This is a genomic window from Hyphomonas sp. ske169 (genome assembly GCF_056850855.1).
In genome coordinates, this window is the sequence record NZ_CP096146.1 from 1,905,375 (window position 1) to 1,921,954 (window position 16,580).

Below are 16,580 nucleotides of genomic sequence, written 5' to 3' on the forward strand. Positions count from 1 at the left end.
AAGATGCTCAATCCCCATAATGCTTTCTAGGGGAAATGGTGCAAACGCCGTGCCGATTTCGAGGGAATTGAACTGGTCCGGGCCTCGTCCCGAAACTCCGTCAATACCTGCGAAGGCAGGTATCCAGGCACGGACTCTGCCAAGTGCTTCGTCGCAATTGATGGTCCATGGACACCTGCCGCCGCAGGTGTCAGCGGATTCTCTTCCGGCTAACCCTGTGTCGCGCGCCGGACGGGGAGGTGTTTTTTGCCCCAGTCTTTGAACGCCATCAGAGCTGGCGAGAATTCGTGACCCTTTTCCGTCAAGACATATTCAAAGCGTTTAGGGCGTTCTGAATAGGCTCTTTTCTCTAAGATCCCGGCCTCGACCAAGCGCTTCAAGCGGTCCGACACAATGTGCCGAGTTGCACCAGTGCTGTCGGCAAATTGGTCAAAGCGCGAGAGGCCGAGAAAGCAATCGCGCAGAATGAGCAGGGTCCAGCGATCGCCCACCAAAGAGAGGGTTCGCGCCACGGGACACCAATTATCGTCGAGGTCAGTCCATTTCATACTTGCAGGCTTAACCTGATTTGCTCTAAGTTCCAAATCAGAACTTTGTGAAAAGCTGTAATCAGCTTTCAGACCGGCAGGAGATCCATCATGGCGAAGACACTAGAATTCTTTTTTGATTATATGAGTCCGACCTCATTTCTTGGCTGGGCCGTTGTTCCAGGCGTGATTGAGCGGACCGGCGCAACCTTAAAGGTCAAACCCATGTTCTTAGGCGGCGTCATGAAAGCGACCGGAAACCAGCCTCCGGGCATGGTCGCTGCTAAGGGCAAATATATGCTCAAAGATATGGCGCGCTGCTGCAAACGTCATGGTATTGAGATCTTCTCAAACCCGCACTTTCCAATGATGAACACCCGCCCGCTGACCGGCGCGACGATCCGTTTGGAAGACAATCCAGAGCAGCAGTACAAATTATTGGATGCGGGTTTCAAATATGTCTGGGGACAGCCGGCAGGCGGCATCGATACCGGTGATGAAGCCCAGTTCAAAAAAGCCTTCGGGTCTGAAGGTTTTGATGCTGACCAGCTTTGGGAGCTTGGAACCGCTGCCGAAACCAAAGCCATGCTGCGCGCCAACACAGAAGAGGCGGTCGCACGCGGCGCCTTTGGCGCGCCAACTTTCTTTGTCGGTGACGAAATGTTCTTTGGCCATGACCGCTTAGACTATGCCGAAGAGGCATTACGCGCTTAAGCCAGCCGATGAGCGAGGCGTTGAAGACGGCTTAAACAGGTCTTCAACGCCTCGCTCAGTTTAGAATTTCCAACCAAGCTCAACGCCATAAACACGCGGCTGGTTGAAGATGCCCGACAGATTGTTGAAGTCGATGGCGCTGACGACGCCAACTTCATCGGTAATGTTTCGGCCAAAAGCGGTGGCGGTCCATGGGCCTTGCGAATAGCCAACTGACACGCCGCCTTCCCACCAACCGTCCGAGGTAAACTCGACCGACTCATACAAGAAGACATTGGCATCGCTGCGATACGACCAATCGGTGGAGGCAAAGAGCTCACCCTCTAAGAAGGGGCGGCGATAGTCGAAGGCAAAATTGGCGATCCATTCTGGCGCCTGCGGGAAGGGGTTGCCATCAATCAACGCGCCGCCCGTGACCGGATCAATCGGATCGAGCACAGTACAAGGCGATCCGCAAATCCCGGCGGTGAGGCCGGTATCCTGAATTTCCGTATCATTGTACGAAATGCCCGCACTGAAAGTCAGCGCTTCTGTCACCAACGCGCGAAGGTCAAGTTCAAAACCCTGACCCACGCCTTTGTCAGCATTCAGAAGCTGGTTGAAATTCCCAGCCCCGCCAATCGCGGTCAGCTGTTGATCTGACACTTCATAATAGAAGACCGCCGCATTTGCATCGACCCGGCCATTTAGAAGCGTCGATTTCACACCGGCTTCGAACGAGTCAACGATTTCGGAATCTGCCGTGGTGACGGCGTCTCCGAACAAGATCCGTCCCTGGACGCTTGGCGCGCGATAGCCGCGCGCATAACGTCCATAAATATTGGTATCGTCATCGACCGCATAGGTCAGGCTGAGATCGCCGCTGACCTGTTCATCGCCAACCGACACCGTGATCGGGCCGAGGGCGCCAGCGGTTCCGACAAAAGGCGCGTTCGGGCGGATGGCGGTGAAGTCTTTGCTGTCATCGCTATAGCGCAAGCCCACTGTCCCGGTCAGGCGGTCGGTCAACTGATAAGAGGCCGAGCCAAAAATCGCCCAAGCTTCGGTGTCTTGTGTTTGGAACGCCTCGCCATTTGGCGCGCCATTGGCAATCGTATCGAAATTGAAGGATCCAATGTCCAGTTCTTCATCGAAGAAGTAGAGCCCAACCGTCCAGTTCAGTGCTGCGTCTTCAGAATTGGATAGGCGGAATTCATGCGTGATTTGCTGATGGTCATCAATTGAGTCGGCCGTCTCAGCCGGGAATGGAATGAAGCCAGGACCGAAATTCCCCTCCCCAAGGAATGCTGCGCCAAATCCGCCATCGACATCGCCGCGCGAAAACACTTCGACGGTTTCATAGCCGAACACATAGGTGCCGGTGACGCTGCCAAAATCATAATCGGCTTTCGACGTGATCCCGAACGTATCGGTGTCGAGCACGCTATCCGCCGCCGAATCTGAGAAACTGATCTCCCGATCGAAGCCAGGCCGGGGGCCCGCGCGGCCCGTTTCAAACGCATTGGCTTGGAAGCTCACTTGGCCGCCATCGAGGGACCGTCCATGCGCGTTTAAGAGCCAATCAAATTGCGCGTTCGGCTGAAACAGAACCTGCGCGCGCCAGGCAAAATCTTCATATGCGCCTGCGTCTCCGGCAGACCCCAGAACCTGGTTATCAATATAGGCATCGCGTTCTTGATATTGGGCCGAAAGCCGGACCGAAACCGTATCGCTGATCGGACCGCCAACCGCGCCCTCGAGTTGGATCGTCTCGAAACTCGCATACGAGCCTTTGACGTAGGCATCGAATTCATCGGTCGGTTTAACACTGTCAAATTTGATCACGCCTGCAGGGGTGTTGCGGCCAAAGAGTGTGCCTTGAGGCCCGCGCAGCACTTCGATTTGTTCTGTATCAAAGACCGGAAAGCCTTTCAGAACTGGGTTTTCGAACACGACCTCATCATAGATGAAAGAGACCGGCTGCGAGGCATTCAGATCAAAGTCGGTGTTTCCAAGGCCGCGAATATAAGGCCGTGGGAAAATCCGCCCAAAGGATGACTCGATCACCAGCGACGGCACCCGCGCAGACAAGAATTGAATATCATCACCCGCCGCGCCAAACGCGTTGATTTGATCTTCGTTGAGGGCCGTCAGAGACGAAGGAACATCCTTTATATTCTCTTCTTTCTTCGTGGCGGTCACGGTGACCGTTTCGAGCTGTAAGCCTGCTTCTTCAGTCTGCGCAGTCGCGCTTGGGCTGAGAGACAAAGAAACCAGGACGGCGAGCGAGCTGGACATTAACGCAGATTTGAACATGGGAGACGACCTTCTTGCTTAGGTCCGCTCTCCCTGTTCGATTATGGCCCCCATTGAAAGGGAGGCCGGCAGTCAAATTTTCGCGAGCGATATTTGAACTCGTTGGTGTAAGATCTTGCGCGTTTAGGCGTCGATGCCGGCTTTCGCCGCGAGGGTCGCCAGGGGCACTTCTGGGCGCGGGCCATAATGAGAAATCACTTCCGCCGCCGCGATATGACCGAGCCGGGCACAGGTGGCCAGCGGCAAGCCGCGTGCGACGCCGAACAAGAATCCTGCCGCATATTGATCACCAGCACCCGTCGTATCGACCACTTCACTTACGGGTTCGGCGGGCACCGCAATCGGGTCGCCATCGCCAATAATGACAGAGCCATGCTCGCCGCGAGTAACCGCTGCCAGGCCGGTTTCGGCGCGCAACTGTTCAAGCGCTGCGTCGAAATCTCTTGTTTCATACAGGCTGAGCAATTCTTCTTCATTCGCAAACAGGATGTCGACTTGGGTGCGGATCAATTGGCGGAAACTGTCACGGTGACGGTCGACGCAGAAACTGTCTGACAGAGTCAGCGACACTTTGCGGCCCGCGGCATGCGCAATTTCTGCGGCGTGCACGAAGGCCGATTTGGCGATCTCTTTGTCGAACAAATAGCCTTCGAGATAGAGAATGCCGCCCGCCTCAACCATGGCGCGGTCAACATCAGACGGCGCAAACTCAACCGAGGCACCAAGGAATGTGTTCATGCTGCGCTTGCCATCAGGGGTGACAAAAATAATAGAGCGGGCTGTAGCTGGACCATCGAGCAGAGGATCGGTTTCGAACGGCACACCGCCTTTTTCCATATCGGCTTTAAAGACTTTGCCGAGCCGGTCATCGGCAACTTTGCCAATATAGGCCGCCTTGCCGCCAAAGCTGGCAATGCCGGCAATCGTATTCGCGCCAGATCCGCCTGAAGTCTCAACCGCGTTGACAGATGCCTCCGTCAGCAAATCCGCCCGGTCTTCTTCAATCAGGTTCATCGCGTCTTTATTGATGCCCCATTTGACGAGGAAAGCATCGTCTTGCGCTGAAATCACGTCGACGATCGCGTTGCCAAGACCGACCACATCATAAACCACTGCTGTCATTGAGATATCCCTGGATTGAACCCTGGCGGGATGTGCCAGATGCAGATGCTGGACGCAACCAAAGAGCCCAGTTAAGGGGGCGGCATGACAAAAATTGCCTATCTCGCCTCGAAAGTGACGCTACCCGGATCACCACTTCGCCGAAGCGATGCGTTTGAGCATGATTATATGATGACCGCTTTGCGGGAGTCGTTCGAAGCTGAGGGACTGATCCTCGAAGATGTGGATTGGGCTGACCCAAACCAAGACTGGGCGCAATACGGTGCGGCTATCATTGGCACGACTTGGGATTATTGGGATCAGCCGGACCATTTCCTCGCCACGCTTGAGCAGATCGAAAGCCAGACCCGCCTGTTCAATTCGTCCGCCACAGTGCGCTGGAACAGCGATAAACGCTATTTGAAAGAGCTCGCCACCAAGGGCGCGCGGACCATTCCAACTCTCTGGATCGATAATGTGGGCGCCGCAGAGTTCGTTGCGGCTTTTGATCAGCTCGGCAGTCAGGATCTAGTTTTTAAGCGCCAGATCGGCGCCGGGGCAGATGGCCAATATCGCTTATCTCCGTCCGACGCGCTCCCGGACATGCCTTATCCGATGATGGTGCAGCCCTTCTTGAGCAAGATCCAAGAAGAGGGCGAATATAGCTTCATCTTTATCGATGGGACCTTCTCGCATGCGCTGCTCAAGCAAGCGAAATCAGGCGATTATCGCATCCAGTCGACTTATGGCGGTTGGGAGACTCCCGTGTCGCCAAGCGCCGAAGATATGGCTGACGCCACCACAATTCTCGGACTTATGGACGAGGCGCCGCTCTATGCCCGCGTCGATATGATCCGCGATGCGGATGAGCGTTTGGTTCTGATGGAGCTCGAATTGATTGAGCCTTATCTCTATCCGAAAGAAGGCCCAGAGCTTGGGCCGCGCATGGCGCGAGCGGTGAAGGAGCGCTTGGCTTAGCGTTCGCCTGGCGCTTTTCCGGCTTTCCGGATCAACCAAATAGTGATCCCGAGCGAGATCAAGATCAGCACACCAAACCCAACCAAAGCCGCGATCGCAAGTGGATCGATGATGAGATTTCCCATGGATTGCCTTCCATCTTTGGCAGCGATCCAAGCAAGGAGGCCCAGTTTCTACAATTGGGAAAAACCCTTAGGTATTGCGAGCGGCCTCATAAAACGCGATCGCCGCTGCGTTGGATACGTTCAGGCTTTCCATCTCTGACTCGATTGGAATACGGGCCAGTTCTGCGCACGCCTTGGCAACGCCGGGTCGAAGCCCTGGACCTTCTGCGCCGAGCACAATGGCAAGCTTTGCCGCGCCCGCCACCGCCTGATCGATTTGCGCGCGACCTTCACCGGCAAGGCCAATGGTGTGGAACCCGGCCTCGTTTAATGCATCGAGCGCCCGGGCAATATTCACCACCCGGCATTCATCCACGGTCTCGATCGCGCCAACCGCTGCCTTTCCAACGATGCCAGAGATTGGCGGGGCGTTGCGGGTTTGTAGGATCAACGCGCCAAAGCCAAATGCTGCGGCCGAACGAAAAATCGCGCCGAGATTATGAGGGTCGCTGACTTGATCCAAAACGACGACACGGGTGACACCGCTTTCTATCACGTCTTCAATCTGCATGGCTGGCAAAGGCTCAAACTGCGCCGCCAGGCCTTGATGAACGGCGTCGCGCGGAAGCAAACTATCAATCGCGCTCGGCTCTACCACCTCAGATCGGCCAGGCTTTGAGGCCAACCGATCTAGTCCATTTTTGGTGCCGACCAAACGCACTAGTCTGCGCTTCGGATTGGCCAAAGCAGCGCTCACCGCATGCACGCCCCAAAGCCAATTTTCGCCCGAACCACTGGGGCGAGAAGGCGATTTACGCTTGTGTGAATTAGGACGGTTGCGCGGGCGGGGCTTGCTCATTATAAGGCCGGTTCCGGTTGAAAGACGGAGGTGTCAAAACCCCCTAATGACGGTCGGAAACCGCGGCGTCAAATGGCGTTGTGTAAGTGACCCCGGAGGGGTGGGAGAGTGGTTAAATCCAGCAGACTGTAAATCTGCCCGCTTTGCGTACACTGGTTCGAATCCAGTCCCCTCCACCACTTACACAAACCATGCTATAGAGGCCGCACCCGTGAGCGGGTATAGCATAGTGGTAATGCGGCAGCCTTCCAAGCTGTTGAGCTCGGTTCGATTCCGTGTACCCGCTCCAACTTTTCTCTCGTTCGAAACTATTCCGTTGCCTGCCGGCGCGCGTTTACTGCATCTGCTCGGGGAAGAATGTTTGCATTATGAACCCGATGACAAAGAGGCTGCCAAACACCATCCAAAATCCATAGCGGCTCCAAAGTGGAATTTGCGGACGGCCTTCGGGAAACATTTGCTCGAGCTGCTGCTTGTTTAGTTCATGATCCTCAGAGCGCTTATCGCCGACAATGAACCACCGGGTCGATCGACTGACAGGACAGAGCAAAAAGCTGACATAGGACCACGACGCCACGAGAAAGCGCCCATTGTCGAGCGGCCATTCTTTCGATTTCTGTCCCCACCCAAACACCATCTCTGCGTCTCCATCTGCTCTGCCGGTCGTTTTCGGCTTCTATTGAGAGAGGCGAGATAAAGCCGCAAAGAGGGTCACGTCTTTCTTTTCGCTCCCAGAATTTTGAGATCAATCATCCTCAATCATGCCTCCGAAAGAAAGAATCGGTTGGATTTGAAACAAATCTTGGAAAATCCCTATTCTTTGCTTGAGGGGCGTGGCTCAGCTCGTTAACAAATTACAAACGTCACAGCTGGGAGTAAAATATGCGCAAGTCGCTTTCGATCATGACCCTCACTGCTGCTTTAGCTGTCTCTCAGGCAGCTCTGGCGCAGGGGTTTAGCGCGGACGACCTGGTTTCTGAAAATGAAACTTGGTTCCAAACACCGGCCATCTCGCCCGATGGCAGCACAATCGCTTTTGCCGCACATGGGGATGTATGGACCGTGTCCAGCAATGGCGGGGTGGCGACACCGATCACCCGCGATAATGGCTGGGACGGCATGCCAGTCTGGTCACGCGATGGGTCAAAACTGGCTTTTGCTTCAGACCGAAACGGCAATCTCGACGTCTTTGTGATGAACGCGAATGGCACCGGCCTGAGCCGCCTCACCTATCATGACGCGAATGATTATCCGAGCGACTTCGCCCCAGATGGCAGCGGTGTTCTGTTCTCATCTTCTCGCGGACAATCGGCGAGCTCTAGCTATTTCCCGACTGGCGCGCTGCCGCAGCTTTATGAAGTCTCGATCCAAGGCGGCACCCCGCGCATGGTCACGACCGTTCCGGGCATGGATGCGCGCTACAGTCCAGACGGCACAAAGATCGCTTATCGCGATGAGAAAGCCTATGAGAATGAATGGCGCCAACGCGATGTCAGCTCCTTCGCACGTGATGTCTGGATCTATGATCTCGAAAGCCGCGCCCATACTAAAGTAACCGATACGCCCGGCGGCGACCACGCCCCGGCTTGGTCGGCTGATGGGCAAAGCCTTTATATGCAGTCTGAAGTCGATGGCGGCACATTCAATCTGCGCCGTGTCAATCTCGAGACGGGCGACAGCGAAGCCCTGACCCAGCATGGACCACACCCGGCCCGCGCCACGTCGATCAGTTCGGATGGCACTCTGGTCTACACCTATCATGGGGTGATCCAAAAAATCGCTCCGGGCGGCACATCGCAAGCGGTTGCGATTACGGTTCCCGCCGGACGAATTGGCGGCGAAGACCAACCGCTGCCAGCAGCGGGCAACATTTCAGAATTTGATATTTCACCGGACGGGTCTGAAATCGCTTATGTCTTCCGTGGCGAGATTTTTGTAACGGACACTGAATTTGCCGACACGGTTCGCGTCACAGATACGCCGGGCCAAGAACGTTCTGTCTCTTTCTCCTCGGATGGCCGCACGCTGCTTTACGCGGCTGAGCAAGAAGGCGGCTGGGGCATTTATGAGACCAGCATTGCCGAAGACAACGCGCCGCGTTTCTCGATGGCGGTGAAGTTCGAAACTAAACAAGTGTACAAACCCGCCGGCGGCAATGCCTTCCAACCGGCCTATAGCCCAGATGGCGAGAAGATCGGCTTCATCGAAAACCGCGACTCTATTCGGGTCATGGATGCGGATGGAGACAATCTCCGCACATTGTTTACCGCGGATCAGAACTATTCTTATGCCGACGGCGATATCAGTTTTAACTTCTCGCCAGACTCGAAATGGGTCGCCGCGGACTTTTCCCCGCGCGGCTATTATTTCTATACCGATATCGGCTTGGCGCCGGTGGATGGCTCTGCGCTCGCCAAAGACATCTCAGTCAATGGCTATTTTGATGGTGGGCCGGTTTGGCATTCCAGCGGCGACTTAGTCTATTGGTTCACCGACCGCTATGGCGAACGCACGCATGGGTCTTGGGGCTCTGAAGGCGATATTGTTGGCGCCTTCTTAAACGAAGCGAGCTGGACCCGGTTCAACTTGTCCGAGCAAGAGCGTGCCGCTTTGGAAAAATCCGGAGATGGAAAGAACGAAGACGAGGATGAAGACGAAGACTCCAAAGACGAAGATGAGGATGACACGCCGAAAGCGGACATCGCCAAGCTTCTAAATCTGGCAGCGAAGCGCGGCGAAGATGATGATGTCACCATCGATTTTGACGCCATCAAAGACCGCACCATTCGACTGACCCCGCAATCTTCTGATCTGGCAGACGCAGTGCTCGGACCAGATATGAAGAAGCTCTATTATCTCGCCGCATTTGAAGGCGGGTATGATCTTTGGATGAATGACTTGGTTGAAGGCAGCGCTAGCAAAGTTGCGCCACTTGGCGCGGACTCGGCGAGCTTGGAGATTTCCGATGATGGCTCGATGCTGGTCATCCTGGCCGATGGCCGTCTTCAACAGGCGAAACTTGGCGACAATATCAAAGTGTCACCGGTTGAGACCAATGCCGAAATGCGCCTGCGCACGGACGCGGAACGGCTCTATATTTTCAATCACACCTGGCACCAAGTCGCCGACAAATTCTATGACCCGAATTATCACGGCGTCGATTGGCCGGCGATGCAAGCCGCGTATAAACCGAAAGTTGCCGCCGTTTCGAACAATCGCGACTTTGCAGTGATCATGTCAGAAATGCTGGGTCAGCTAAATGCCAGTCATACCGGGATGTTTTATCGCGGGGGCCGGAATGGCATGAGCGATCAGACCGCGGCACTCGGCGTGATTTTCGATCTCGATGGCGGCGAAGGGCTACGCATTGGCGAAATCCTGGATGATGGACCCTTGGATCGCGACACACTGAATATTGAGGCTGGAGATCGCATTACAGCGATCGATGGCCAGTCGATCACCGGCACCCAAAACGCGTTTGAACTGCTCAATCGCAAGGCCGGCGATCGCGTCCGTTTAACCCTCGGAAACAAAGACACGACGATCACGGTGCGCACTTATTCGCGCGGAGAAGAGGGCGCCGCCCTTTATGATCGCTGGATCGATCGCCGCCGCGCAATTGTCGAAGAGCGCTCTGACGGGCGAATTGGCTTTGTCCATATTCGAAGCATGAATGATACCGGCTTCCGGCAAATCTTCTCGGAACTCTTTGGTCGAAACTTCGATAAAGAGGCGGTGATTGTCGACACTCGGTTCAATGGTGGCGGCTGGTTGCATGATGATTTGGTAACGCTGCTCGATGGCGAGGCCTATTTCAATCTGCGCGCCCGCGGCCGGATCGTATCCGGCGCCCCCGAAGAGCGGTGGACCAAACCTTCTGCCGTAGTGATGAATGAAGGCAATTATTCCAACGCCCACATGTTCCCTTACGCTTATGATCTGTTCGATCTTGGGAAGACAGTCGGCATGCCGGTGCCAGGCACGGCCACCGCGGTTTGGTGGGAAGGCCAAGTATCTGGGGATTTAGTGTTCGGTATTCCGCAGCTGCCCGCACTGGATCAGCAAAATCGTCCGCTTGAAAATCAAGAGCTTCAGCCGGACATCCTAGTCGATAATGCGCCGCAATTTGCAGAACTCGGCCGCGATCTTCCGCTCGAGGCAGCGGTGGATTCGCTCTTAGAATCGCTTGCTGCTGAATAAGCGAGTGTCAGAAACATAGAAGAGGGCGGCGCGTATTTCGTGTCGCCCTTTTATTTTGGGTGGCAGATCACCGGCAACCAAGAATAGCCTTTAACGAAACTGCTAGAAACGCGGCTTGGTTCATCGAGCACTTCGACATTTTCGAACCGTTCCAAAATCTCTTCCCAAAGGATGCGCAATTGTAATTCGGCGAGCCGGTTACCAACACAGCGGTGAATGCCAAAGCCAAACGAGACATGATTGCGTGCCTGTTTCCGATCGATGATTAGGCGGTTGGGGTCCTCGTCCCAGAAGCTTTCATCGCGATTGCCCGAGACATACCACATCGCCACCTTATCACCTTTTCGGATCAGCTTGCCGTGCATCTCAACATCTTCGAGCGCGGTCCGGCGCATATAGGCCAGCGGTGTTTGCCAACGAATAATTTCTGACACCATATTCGGGATCAGGTCCGGATTGGCCTTCAGCTTCGCATATTCTTCAGGGAACTTGTTCAGCGCATAAACCCCGCCCGACATTGAGTTTCGGGTCGTATCATTGCCGCCAATGATAAGCAGGATAACATTGCCCAACATCTCATACGGGTTCATGTCGCGGGTGGCTTCACCATGCGCGAGCAAGCTCATCAAATCGGCCGCAGGGTCGGCATTTTTGCGCTCTTGATAGATACCCCAGAAGACTTGAGCGCATTGACCAAGCTCTTCGCGCCACTGATCCATTCCGCCCGGGCAAATGTCCGGGTCGGCGGGATTGGTTGTGACATCCGACCATCGGGTTAATTCACGGCGCCGTTCTTGCGGATAGTTGAACAAAGTCGCAAGCATCATCGCAGTCAATTCAATCGACACCGCGTCGACCCAATCGAATGGTTCGCCGACAGGCAGTTCATCCAGCACTTTTTGGGTGCGCGCACGGATTAGTGGTTCATAATCTCGCAGCGCCGTCGGCGCGACAGCCGGTTGGGCGGTTTTGCGTTGCGCGGAATGAATCGGCTCGTCGGCCGTGATGAAGCTTTGACCGATTAAGCTTTCGCCCATATTGCTCAGCGTGATGCCGCCATTACTGGCATCGGACGAAAATCGCTTATGGTCTGAATCGACCGCGAGAATATCATCGCGCCGCGTGATTGACCAATAAGGCCCAAAGAAACTGTCTGGGGTATAGTGGATCGGGTCTTCCTTGCGGAGACGTTCGAACCGATCCCACATTTTATTTTGCCGCCACACTTCCGTATCCGCAAGATCGATGGTGGCGAGGTCTAGGTCCGCAGCGGGCGTGACTTTCGCGCCGCGCTCCAAATATCCAGGATGCGCTGGCGTTTTGTAACTCAGCTTCGGGCGCTGAAGTTTGGTAGGCGTCTCAAAAGATGTATCGGCCATGGGGCATCTCCGCATGTCGCTCTAAAACAAGTGACGATGCGCACTAGCCTATGTGTTTTTACGCCTGTGAAAACCAAAAATCGTGGATTTGAGATGATGACGCCACGGGAAGCAAACGTAAATCTCCACCGAATAGATCACGAAAAATGCTATATAAGTTTAATAAAAACAGATATTTAAGAGCGCTTTGCAGTCAACCGGCGGCACAATTCGTCCAATTGTTCGAGATCGCCATACTTGATCCGCAACTCACCGCCAGAGGCGCCTTGCCGAATATCCACTTTCAGGCCCAAAACCCGCGCCAAGTCTGCTTCAAGTGCCTCGGTATCGACGTCTTTGTCATTTTGGTTGATCTTTTGCGCGACCGTATCGAGCGCATTGCCATCCTTGAGACGTTTGACCAGTGCTTCAACTTCGCGAACCGACATGCGTTTCGCCACAGCCATATCGACCACCGGATCCGGATCTGGCGCGCCTAAAGCGGCCCGCGCATGCCCCGCTGAAATTCGCCCCTGTCGCAGATGCTCCCGTGAGGTCTCGCCAAGATTGAGAAGCCGCATCGTATTAGCGATATGCGCCCGCGATTTGCCCACGCTTTCGGCTAAGTCTTCTTGGGTGCGACCAAACCGTTTGATTAGCGCGCCATAGGCCTCGGCTTCTTCAATCGGATTGAGATCTTCACGTTGAACATTCTCGATGATCCCAACTTCAAGCAACTGCAATTCGTCGAGTTCGCGAACAACTGCTGGAATGGTGGAAAGACCCGCGCGTTGCGCCGCCCGCCATCGCCGTTCGCCCGCAACAATTTGATATTGATTGGGCGCATCTGGATCGGGACGAAGCAAGATCGGTTGCAAGATTCCGCGCTGCCGAATGGAGGCAGCGAGTTCTTCGAGTTCTGTTTCAGAAAATGTCCGTCGCGGCTGGGCTGGGTTCGGACGAATGTCTGAAATGGCAAACTCCAAGACGGCGCCGGACGCAGATCCACTGGCGCTAGACTCAGCTGCATCTGGAGCTGCAAGGCCAACGCCCTCAACTTCGCCGATCAAGGCGGACAAGCCTTTGCCGAGTCGGTTTTGTTTTCCCCGTGCTGGTTCTGGCGCCATGCCTACCCCCGAAGTGCGCGTTCGCGCTGAAGCATTTCTGACGCGAGGCGAATATAGGCTTCGCTGCCCGGGCACCGATAATCATATAGCAAAGCTGGCTTGCCGAAGCTTGGCGCCTCAGACAGGCGAACATTTCGCGGGATCACTGTGTTATAGACTTTCGTCCCAAGGACTGAGCGTACCTCATCGGCAACTTGATCCGACAAATTGTTACGGCGATCATACATGGTCAGCACGACCCCCTGGATATCCAAATCTGGATTTAGCCCGGACCGCACCAGCTCAACTGTTTTCAAAAGTTGGCTCAACCCCTCAAGCGCCAGGAATTCACACTGCAACGGTACCAAGAGCGAGTCCGCCGCGGTCATCGCGTTAATCGTCAGCGCCGACAAAGATGGCGGGCAATCGATCAGGATATAGTCATACTCAGTCTTTCCACGGGACGCGGCCTTTTCGATGTATGACCGAAGCGCGTTGCGCAGACGGTAAGACCGGTGAGGATCGTTCGACAATTCGGTTTCGACCCCGGCCAGGTTCTCATCGCCCGGAACAATATCAAGGCGCGGCACCAAAGTGCTCAAGACCGCATCGCCCAAGAATTCATTGTGAACGACGACATCATAAGTTGTGAGCTGGCGCTCAGGACGCGTAATCCCGAGGCCCGTCGAGGCATTGCCCTGAGCATCGAAATCAATGACCAAGACTTTACGGCCAACCGCCGCCAAGGCGGTGCCGAGATTGATCGAGGTTGTGGTTTTCCCGACCCCGCCTTTTTGATTGGCAATGGCTAGAATGCGTGTATTCCCGTTAGACACGTGAAACCTCCGAAATCTTCAAGATAGCCCCATCCCCAGTTAGGCTGGGAATCGCTTCATAGGCGAATCTCCAAGATTCCTGCGCCGCCGTCAATTCCTCTTGCCAGCGACGTCCTTTTGGAAAGACTCCATATGCGCCTCTCTTAAACCAAGGTTCGGCATAATCCAGAAGTTTCGGAAGCGGCGCAAAGGCGCGCGCCGTGACGCAATCGGCTTGGACAGGGTTAATCGCTTCGACGCGGCCTTGGACGACATTTGCCTGTAATTGCACCGCCTGGACGGCCGCGCGCAAGAAAGCGCATTTCTTTCCAACACTTTCAATCATCGTCATCTGAGACTCTTTTGAGGAGAATCCCGCCGCCAGAACCAAGGCCGGAAAACCAGACCCAGACCCAAGATCGACGATTTTTCCATCCACAGGAATATGCGAAAAAAGCTGCCACGAATCTAAAACATGTCGGCGCCAGACCTGATCAAACTCAGAGGGCCCGATTAAATTGATCTTGGTGCGCCACTCGTCGAGCTCCGCCACCACGCGTTCGATCCGATCCAATGTTTCACGTGAAACATTTGTGGCTTTTTGGAAGTCATCGGCGCCAAAGCCGTCGCGATCAGCCATTTGCAGAGCGTTTCCGTCCAGGGCGTCGCACATAGGCGAGCAAGGCGGTGAGGGCGCCGGGAGTCATACCTTCGATCCGACCTGCCTGACCAAGTGTGGCTGGGCGGATCGTTTCTAGTTTTGCTCGGACCTCATTGGTCAGCCCGCCGACGGATCCGTAATCGAGATCCCCAGGAAGCGCGAGCGACTCTTCCCGGCGCAATGCGGCCACGTCTTCTTTCTGGCGTTCGATATAGCCGGCATACATGGCTTCAATTTCGAGTTGGGTTTTGATCGAGGCCTCAAGAGCCGCCACATCAGTGAAGGCGGATTCAATCGCGTCCATATCAATGCTCGGATAGGCGAGGAATTCCCAGGCGCTTCGGCGTTGGCCATCTTGATTGACTTTCCATCCGAGCTTTTGCGCCTCATTCGGCGTCATTTCCAAGGATTGCAAAAGAACTCGCCCGGCCTCCAACGCTTTTTGTTTCACGTGAAACATCTCGGCGCGATCCGGCCCAACCAGGCCAAGATCAATGCCGCGCGCGGTGAGACGTTGATCGGCATTGTCAGAGCGCAGAGACAATCGGTATTCCGCCCGCGATGTAAACATCCGATAGGGTTCGGTCACGCCGCGTGTCACCAAATCATCAATCATGACGCCGATATAGGCTTCGGCGCGATCGAATACCGCGCGGGGTTCCTTGCGCGTAAAACGCACAGCGTTCATTCCAGCGACCAGACCTTGCGCCCCGGCTTCTTCATATCCGGTCGTTCCGTTGATTTGCCCGGCCAGGAACAGTCCATCTAGCGCTTTGACTTGAAGGCCAGCATCCAAAGCTCGCGGATCGACATAATCATATTCAATCGCATAGCCATATTCCAAGATCTCTACAGTCTCCAATCCCTCGATTTCTCGAATGAAACGGTCCTGAACCTCACAGGGCAGGGAGGTTGAAATCCCATTTGGATAGACGGTGTCATCCTCGAGGCCCTCTGGTTCGAGGAAGATCTGGTGCCGCGTTTTGTCGGCGAAGCGGTGGATCTTGTCTTCGATCGAGGGGCAATAGCGCGGACCGCGCCCAGCAATCGCGCCGGAATAAACGGCTGATTGATTGATATTCTCTGCGATAATCTCGTGAGACGCCGCATTGGTGAATGTAATCCCGCAAGCGATTTGCGGCACCTCAATCTGTTCTGTGGCAAATGAGAATGGGATTGGCACCTCATCTGCGGGCTGCATCTCAAGGCGGTCCCAATCAATGGTGCTTCCTTTTAGGCGCGCCGGCGTTCCGGTTTTCAATCGCCCCATTGGGAGATCCAAAGCATAGAGGCGATCCGACAGACCAATCGCCGGCTTCTCGCCGACGCGGCCCGCCGGAATGCGCTCGGCGCCGCGATGGATGATCCCTTTCAGAAATGTGCCCGTGGTAATGACGACCGCTTGGGCCGAGTAAGCGGTTCCGGATTCCCCAATCACGCCCGCGACCTGATTATTCTCAACCATCAAGTCTTCTACACCATCGGCAATGACGTCTAAGTTCTCGTGACCCAAGATCTCTTCTTGCATCGCTTGCCGGTACAGCGAGCGATCAATTTGTGCGCGCGGTCCCCAAACGGCAGGGCCCTTTGATCGGTTGAGCATCCGAAATTGGATTCCGGACCGGTCGGCGACACGCGCCATCAATCCATCAAGCGCGTCGATTTCGCGAACTAAATGGCCTTTTCCCAATCCGCCAATGGCCGGATTGCACGACATTTCGCCAATCGTTTCCACCTTATGCGTGATCAAAGCGGTACGCGCGCCCATACGCGCTGCGGCCGACGCGGCTTCGCATCCGGCATGGCCGCCGCCGACCACAATCACATCAAAAGACTGAACGTCACTCATCTAAACCGCCTTA

General features: G+C 55.1%; 14 protein-coding genes and 2 tRNA genes. 5 read left to right on the forward strand and 11 right to left on the reverse strand.

Going from position 1 to position 16,580, the window contains the following annotated elements:
- Window positions 1-209: 209 nt before the first annotated feature.
- A complete protein-coding gene (locus MY069_RS09235) occupies window positions 210-548 on the reverse strand; it encodes a winged helix-turn-helix transcriptional regulator (protein ID WP_482793491.1) in 339 nt (112 codons plus the stop codon).
- A gap of 90 nt (window positions 549-638) precedes the next feature.
- On the opposite strand from MY069_RS09235, the gene MY069_RS09240 reads away from it, so the two are divergent.
- On the forward strand, window positions 639-1,241 hold the full coding sequence (locus MY069_RS09240; RefSeq protein ID WP_482793492.1) for a 2-hydroxychromene-2-carboxylate isomerase: 603 nt from the start codon (window positions 639-641) through the stop codon (window positions 1,239-1,241).
- 60 nt (window positions 1,242-1,301) lie between these two features.
- Here MY069_RS09240 and MY069_RS09245 read toward each other — a convergent pair whose 3' ends face one another.
- Together MY069_RS09245 and MY069_RS09250 are read right to left on the reverse strand one after the other, a co-directional pair.
- Complete coding sequence (locus MY069_RS09245) at window positions 1,302-3,536, reverse strand: TonB-dependent receptor (protein WP_482793493.1); 2,235 nt, start codon at window positions 3,534-3,536, stop codon at window positions 1,302-1,304.
- A 123-nt stretch (window positions 3,537-3,659) separates the two neighbouring features.
- The gene (locus tag MY069_RS09250; RefSeq protein ID WP_482793494.1) at window positions 3,660-4,658 is read right to left on the reverse strand and encodes an adenosine kinase; all 999 of its coding nucleotides are present in this window, start codon (window positions 4,656-4,658) and stop codon (window positions 3,660-3,662) included.
- Window positions 4,659-4,742: 84 nt separating this feature from the next.
- On the opposite strand from MY069_RS09250, the gene MY069_RS09255 reads away from it, so the two are divergent.
- Window positions 4,743-5,615 carry an ATP-grasp domain-containing protein gene (locus tag MY069_RS09255; RefSeq protein WP_482793495.1) on the forward strand — a complete coding sequence of 291 codons (873 nt, stop codon included), beginning with the start codon at window positions 4,743-4,745 and terminating at the stop codon, window positions 5,613-5,615.
- On the opposite strand, the gene MY069_RS09260 is transcribed toward MY069_RS09255, so the two are convergent.
- Complete coding sequence (locus tag MY069_RS09260) at window positions 5,612-5,740, reverse strand: hypothetical protein (RefSeq protein ID WP_482793496.1); 129 nt, start codon at window positions 5,738-5,740, stop codon at window positions 5,612-5,614. The two genes, MY069_RS09255 and MY069_RS09260, sit on opposite strands and share 4 nt — an antisense overlap.
- Before the next feature lie 67 nt (window positions 5,741-5,807).
- Window positions 5,808-6,578 (reverse strand): TrmH family RNA methyltransferase, encoded by a 771-nt coding sequence (locus tag MY069_RS09265; protein WP_482793497.1) that lies wholly within the window; start codon window positions 6,576-6,578, stop codon window positions 5,808-5,810.
- A gap of 94 nt (window positions 6,579-6,672) precedes the next feature.
- Here MY069_RS09265 and MY069_RS09270 point away from each other — a divergent pair.
- Together MY069_RS09270 and MY069_RS09275 are read left to right on the forward strand one after the other, a co-directional pair.
- Window positions 6,673-6,757 (forward strand) — tRNA-Tyr (locus MY069_RS09270).
- 36 nt (window positions 6,758-6,793) lie between these two features.
- A tRNA-Gly gene (locus MY069_RS09275) sits at window positions 6,794-6,867 on the forward strand.
- Window positions 6,868-6,912: 45 nt separating this feature from the next.
- Here the strand turns inward: MY069_RS09275 and MY069_RS09280 are convergent.
- On the reverse strand, window positions 6,913-7,215 hold the full coding sequence (locus MY069_RS09280) for a hypothetical protein (protein WP_482793498.1): 303 nt from the start codon (window positions 7,213-7,215) through the stop codon (window positions 6,913-6,915).
- Between the two features lie 245 nt (window positions 7,216-7,460).
- Here MY069_RS09280 and MY069_RS09285 point away from each other — a divergent pair, with 245 nt between their 5' ends.
- The gene (locus MY069_RS09285) at window positions 7,461-10,778 is read left to right on the forward strand and encodes a S41 family peptidase (protein WP_482793499.1); all 3,318 of its coding nucleotides are present in this window, start codon (window positions 7,461-7,463) and stop codon (window positions 10,776-10,778) included.
- A gap of 50 nt (window positions 10,779-10,828) precedes the next feature.
- Here MY069_RS09285 and MY069_RS09290 read toward each other — a convergent pair whose 3' ends face one another.
- The 5 genes from MY069_RS09290 to mnmG form a co-directional block, all read right to left on the reverse strand.
- Window positions 10,829-12,157, reverse strand: coding sequence for a cytochrome P450 (locus MY069_RS09290; protein ID WP_482793500.1), 1,329 nt, complete (start codon window positions 12,155-12,157; stop codon window positions 10,829-10,831).
- Between the two features lie 176 nt (window positions 12,158-12,333).
- Window positions 12,334-13,263 carry a ParB/RepB/Spo0J family partition protein gene (locus tag MY069_RS09295; RefSeq protein ID WP_482793501.1) on the reverse strand — a complete coding sequence of 310 codons (930 nt, stop codon included), beginning with the start codon at window positions 13,261-13,263 and terminating at the stop codon, window positions 12,334-12,336.
- Window positions 13,264-13,265: 2 nt separating this feature from the next.
- Window positions 13,266-14,078: a ParA family protein gene (locus tag MY069_RS09300; RefSeq protein ID WP_482793502.1), complete on the reverse strand. Its 813-nt coding sequence runs from the start codon at window positions 14,076-14,078 to the stop codon at window positions 13,266-13,268.
- Entirely contained in the window at window positions 14,071-14,697 is a 627-nt protein-coding gene (rsmG, locus tag MY069_RS09305; RefSeq protein WP_482793503.1) for a 16S rRNA (guanine(527)-N(7))-methyltransferase RsmG, read from the reverse strand. Before rsmG ends, MY069_RS09300 begins: the two co-directional genes overlap by 8 nt.
- Window positions 14,690-16,567 (reverse strand): tRNA uridine-5-carboxymethylaminomethyl(34) synthesis enzyme MnmG, encoded by a 1,878-nt coding sequence (mnmG, locus tag MY069_RS09310; RefSeq protein ID WP_482793504.1) that lies wholly within the window; start codon window positions 16,565-16,567, stop codon window positions 14,690-14,692. The genes rsmG and mnmG overlap by 8 nt, the downstream gene beginning before the upstream one ends.
- Between the last annotated feature and the right edge of the window lie 13 nt (window positions 16,568-16,580).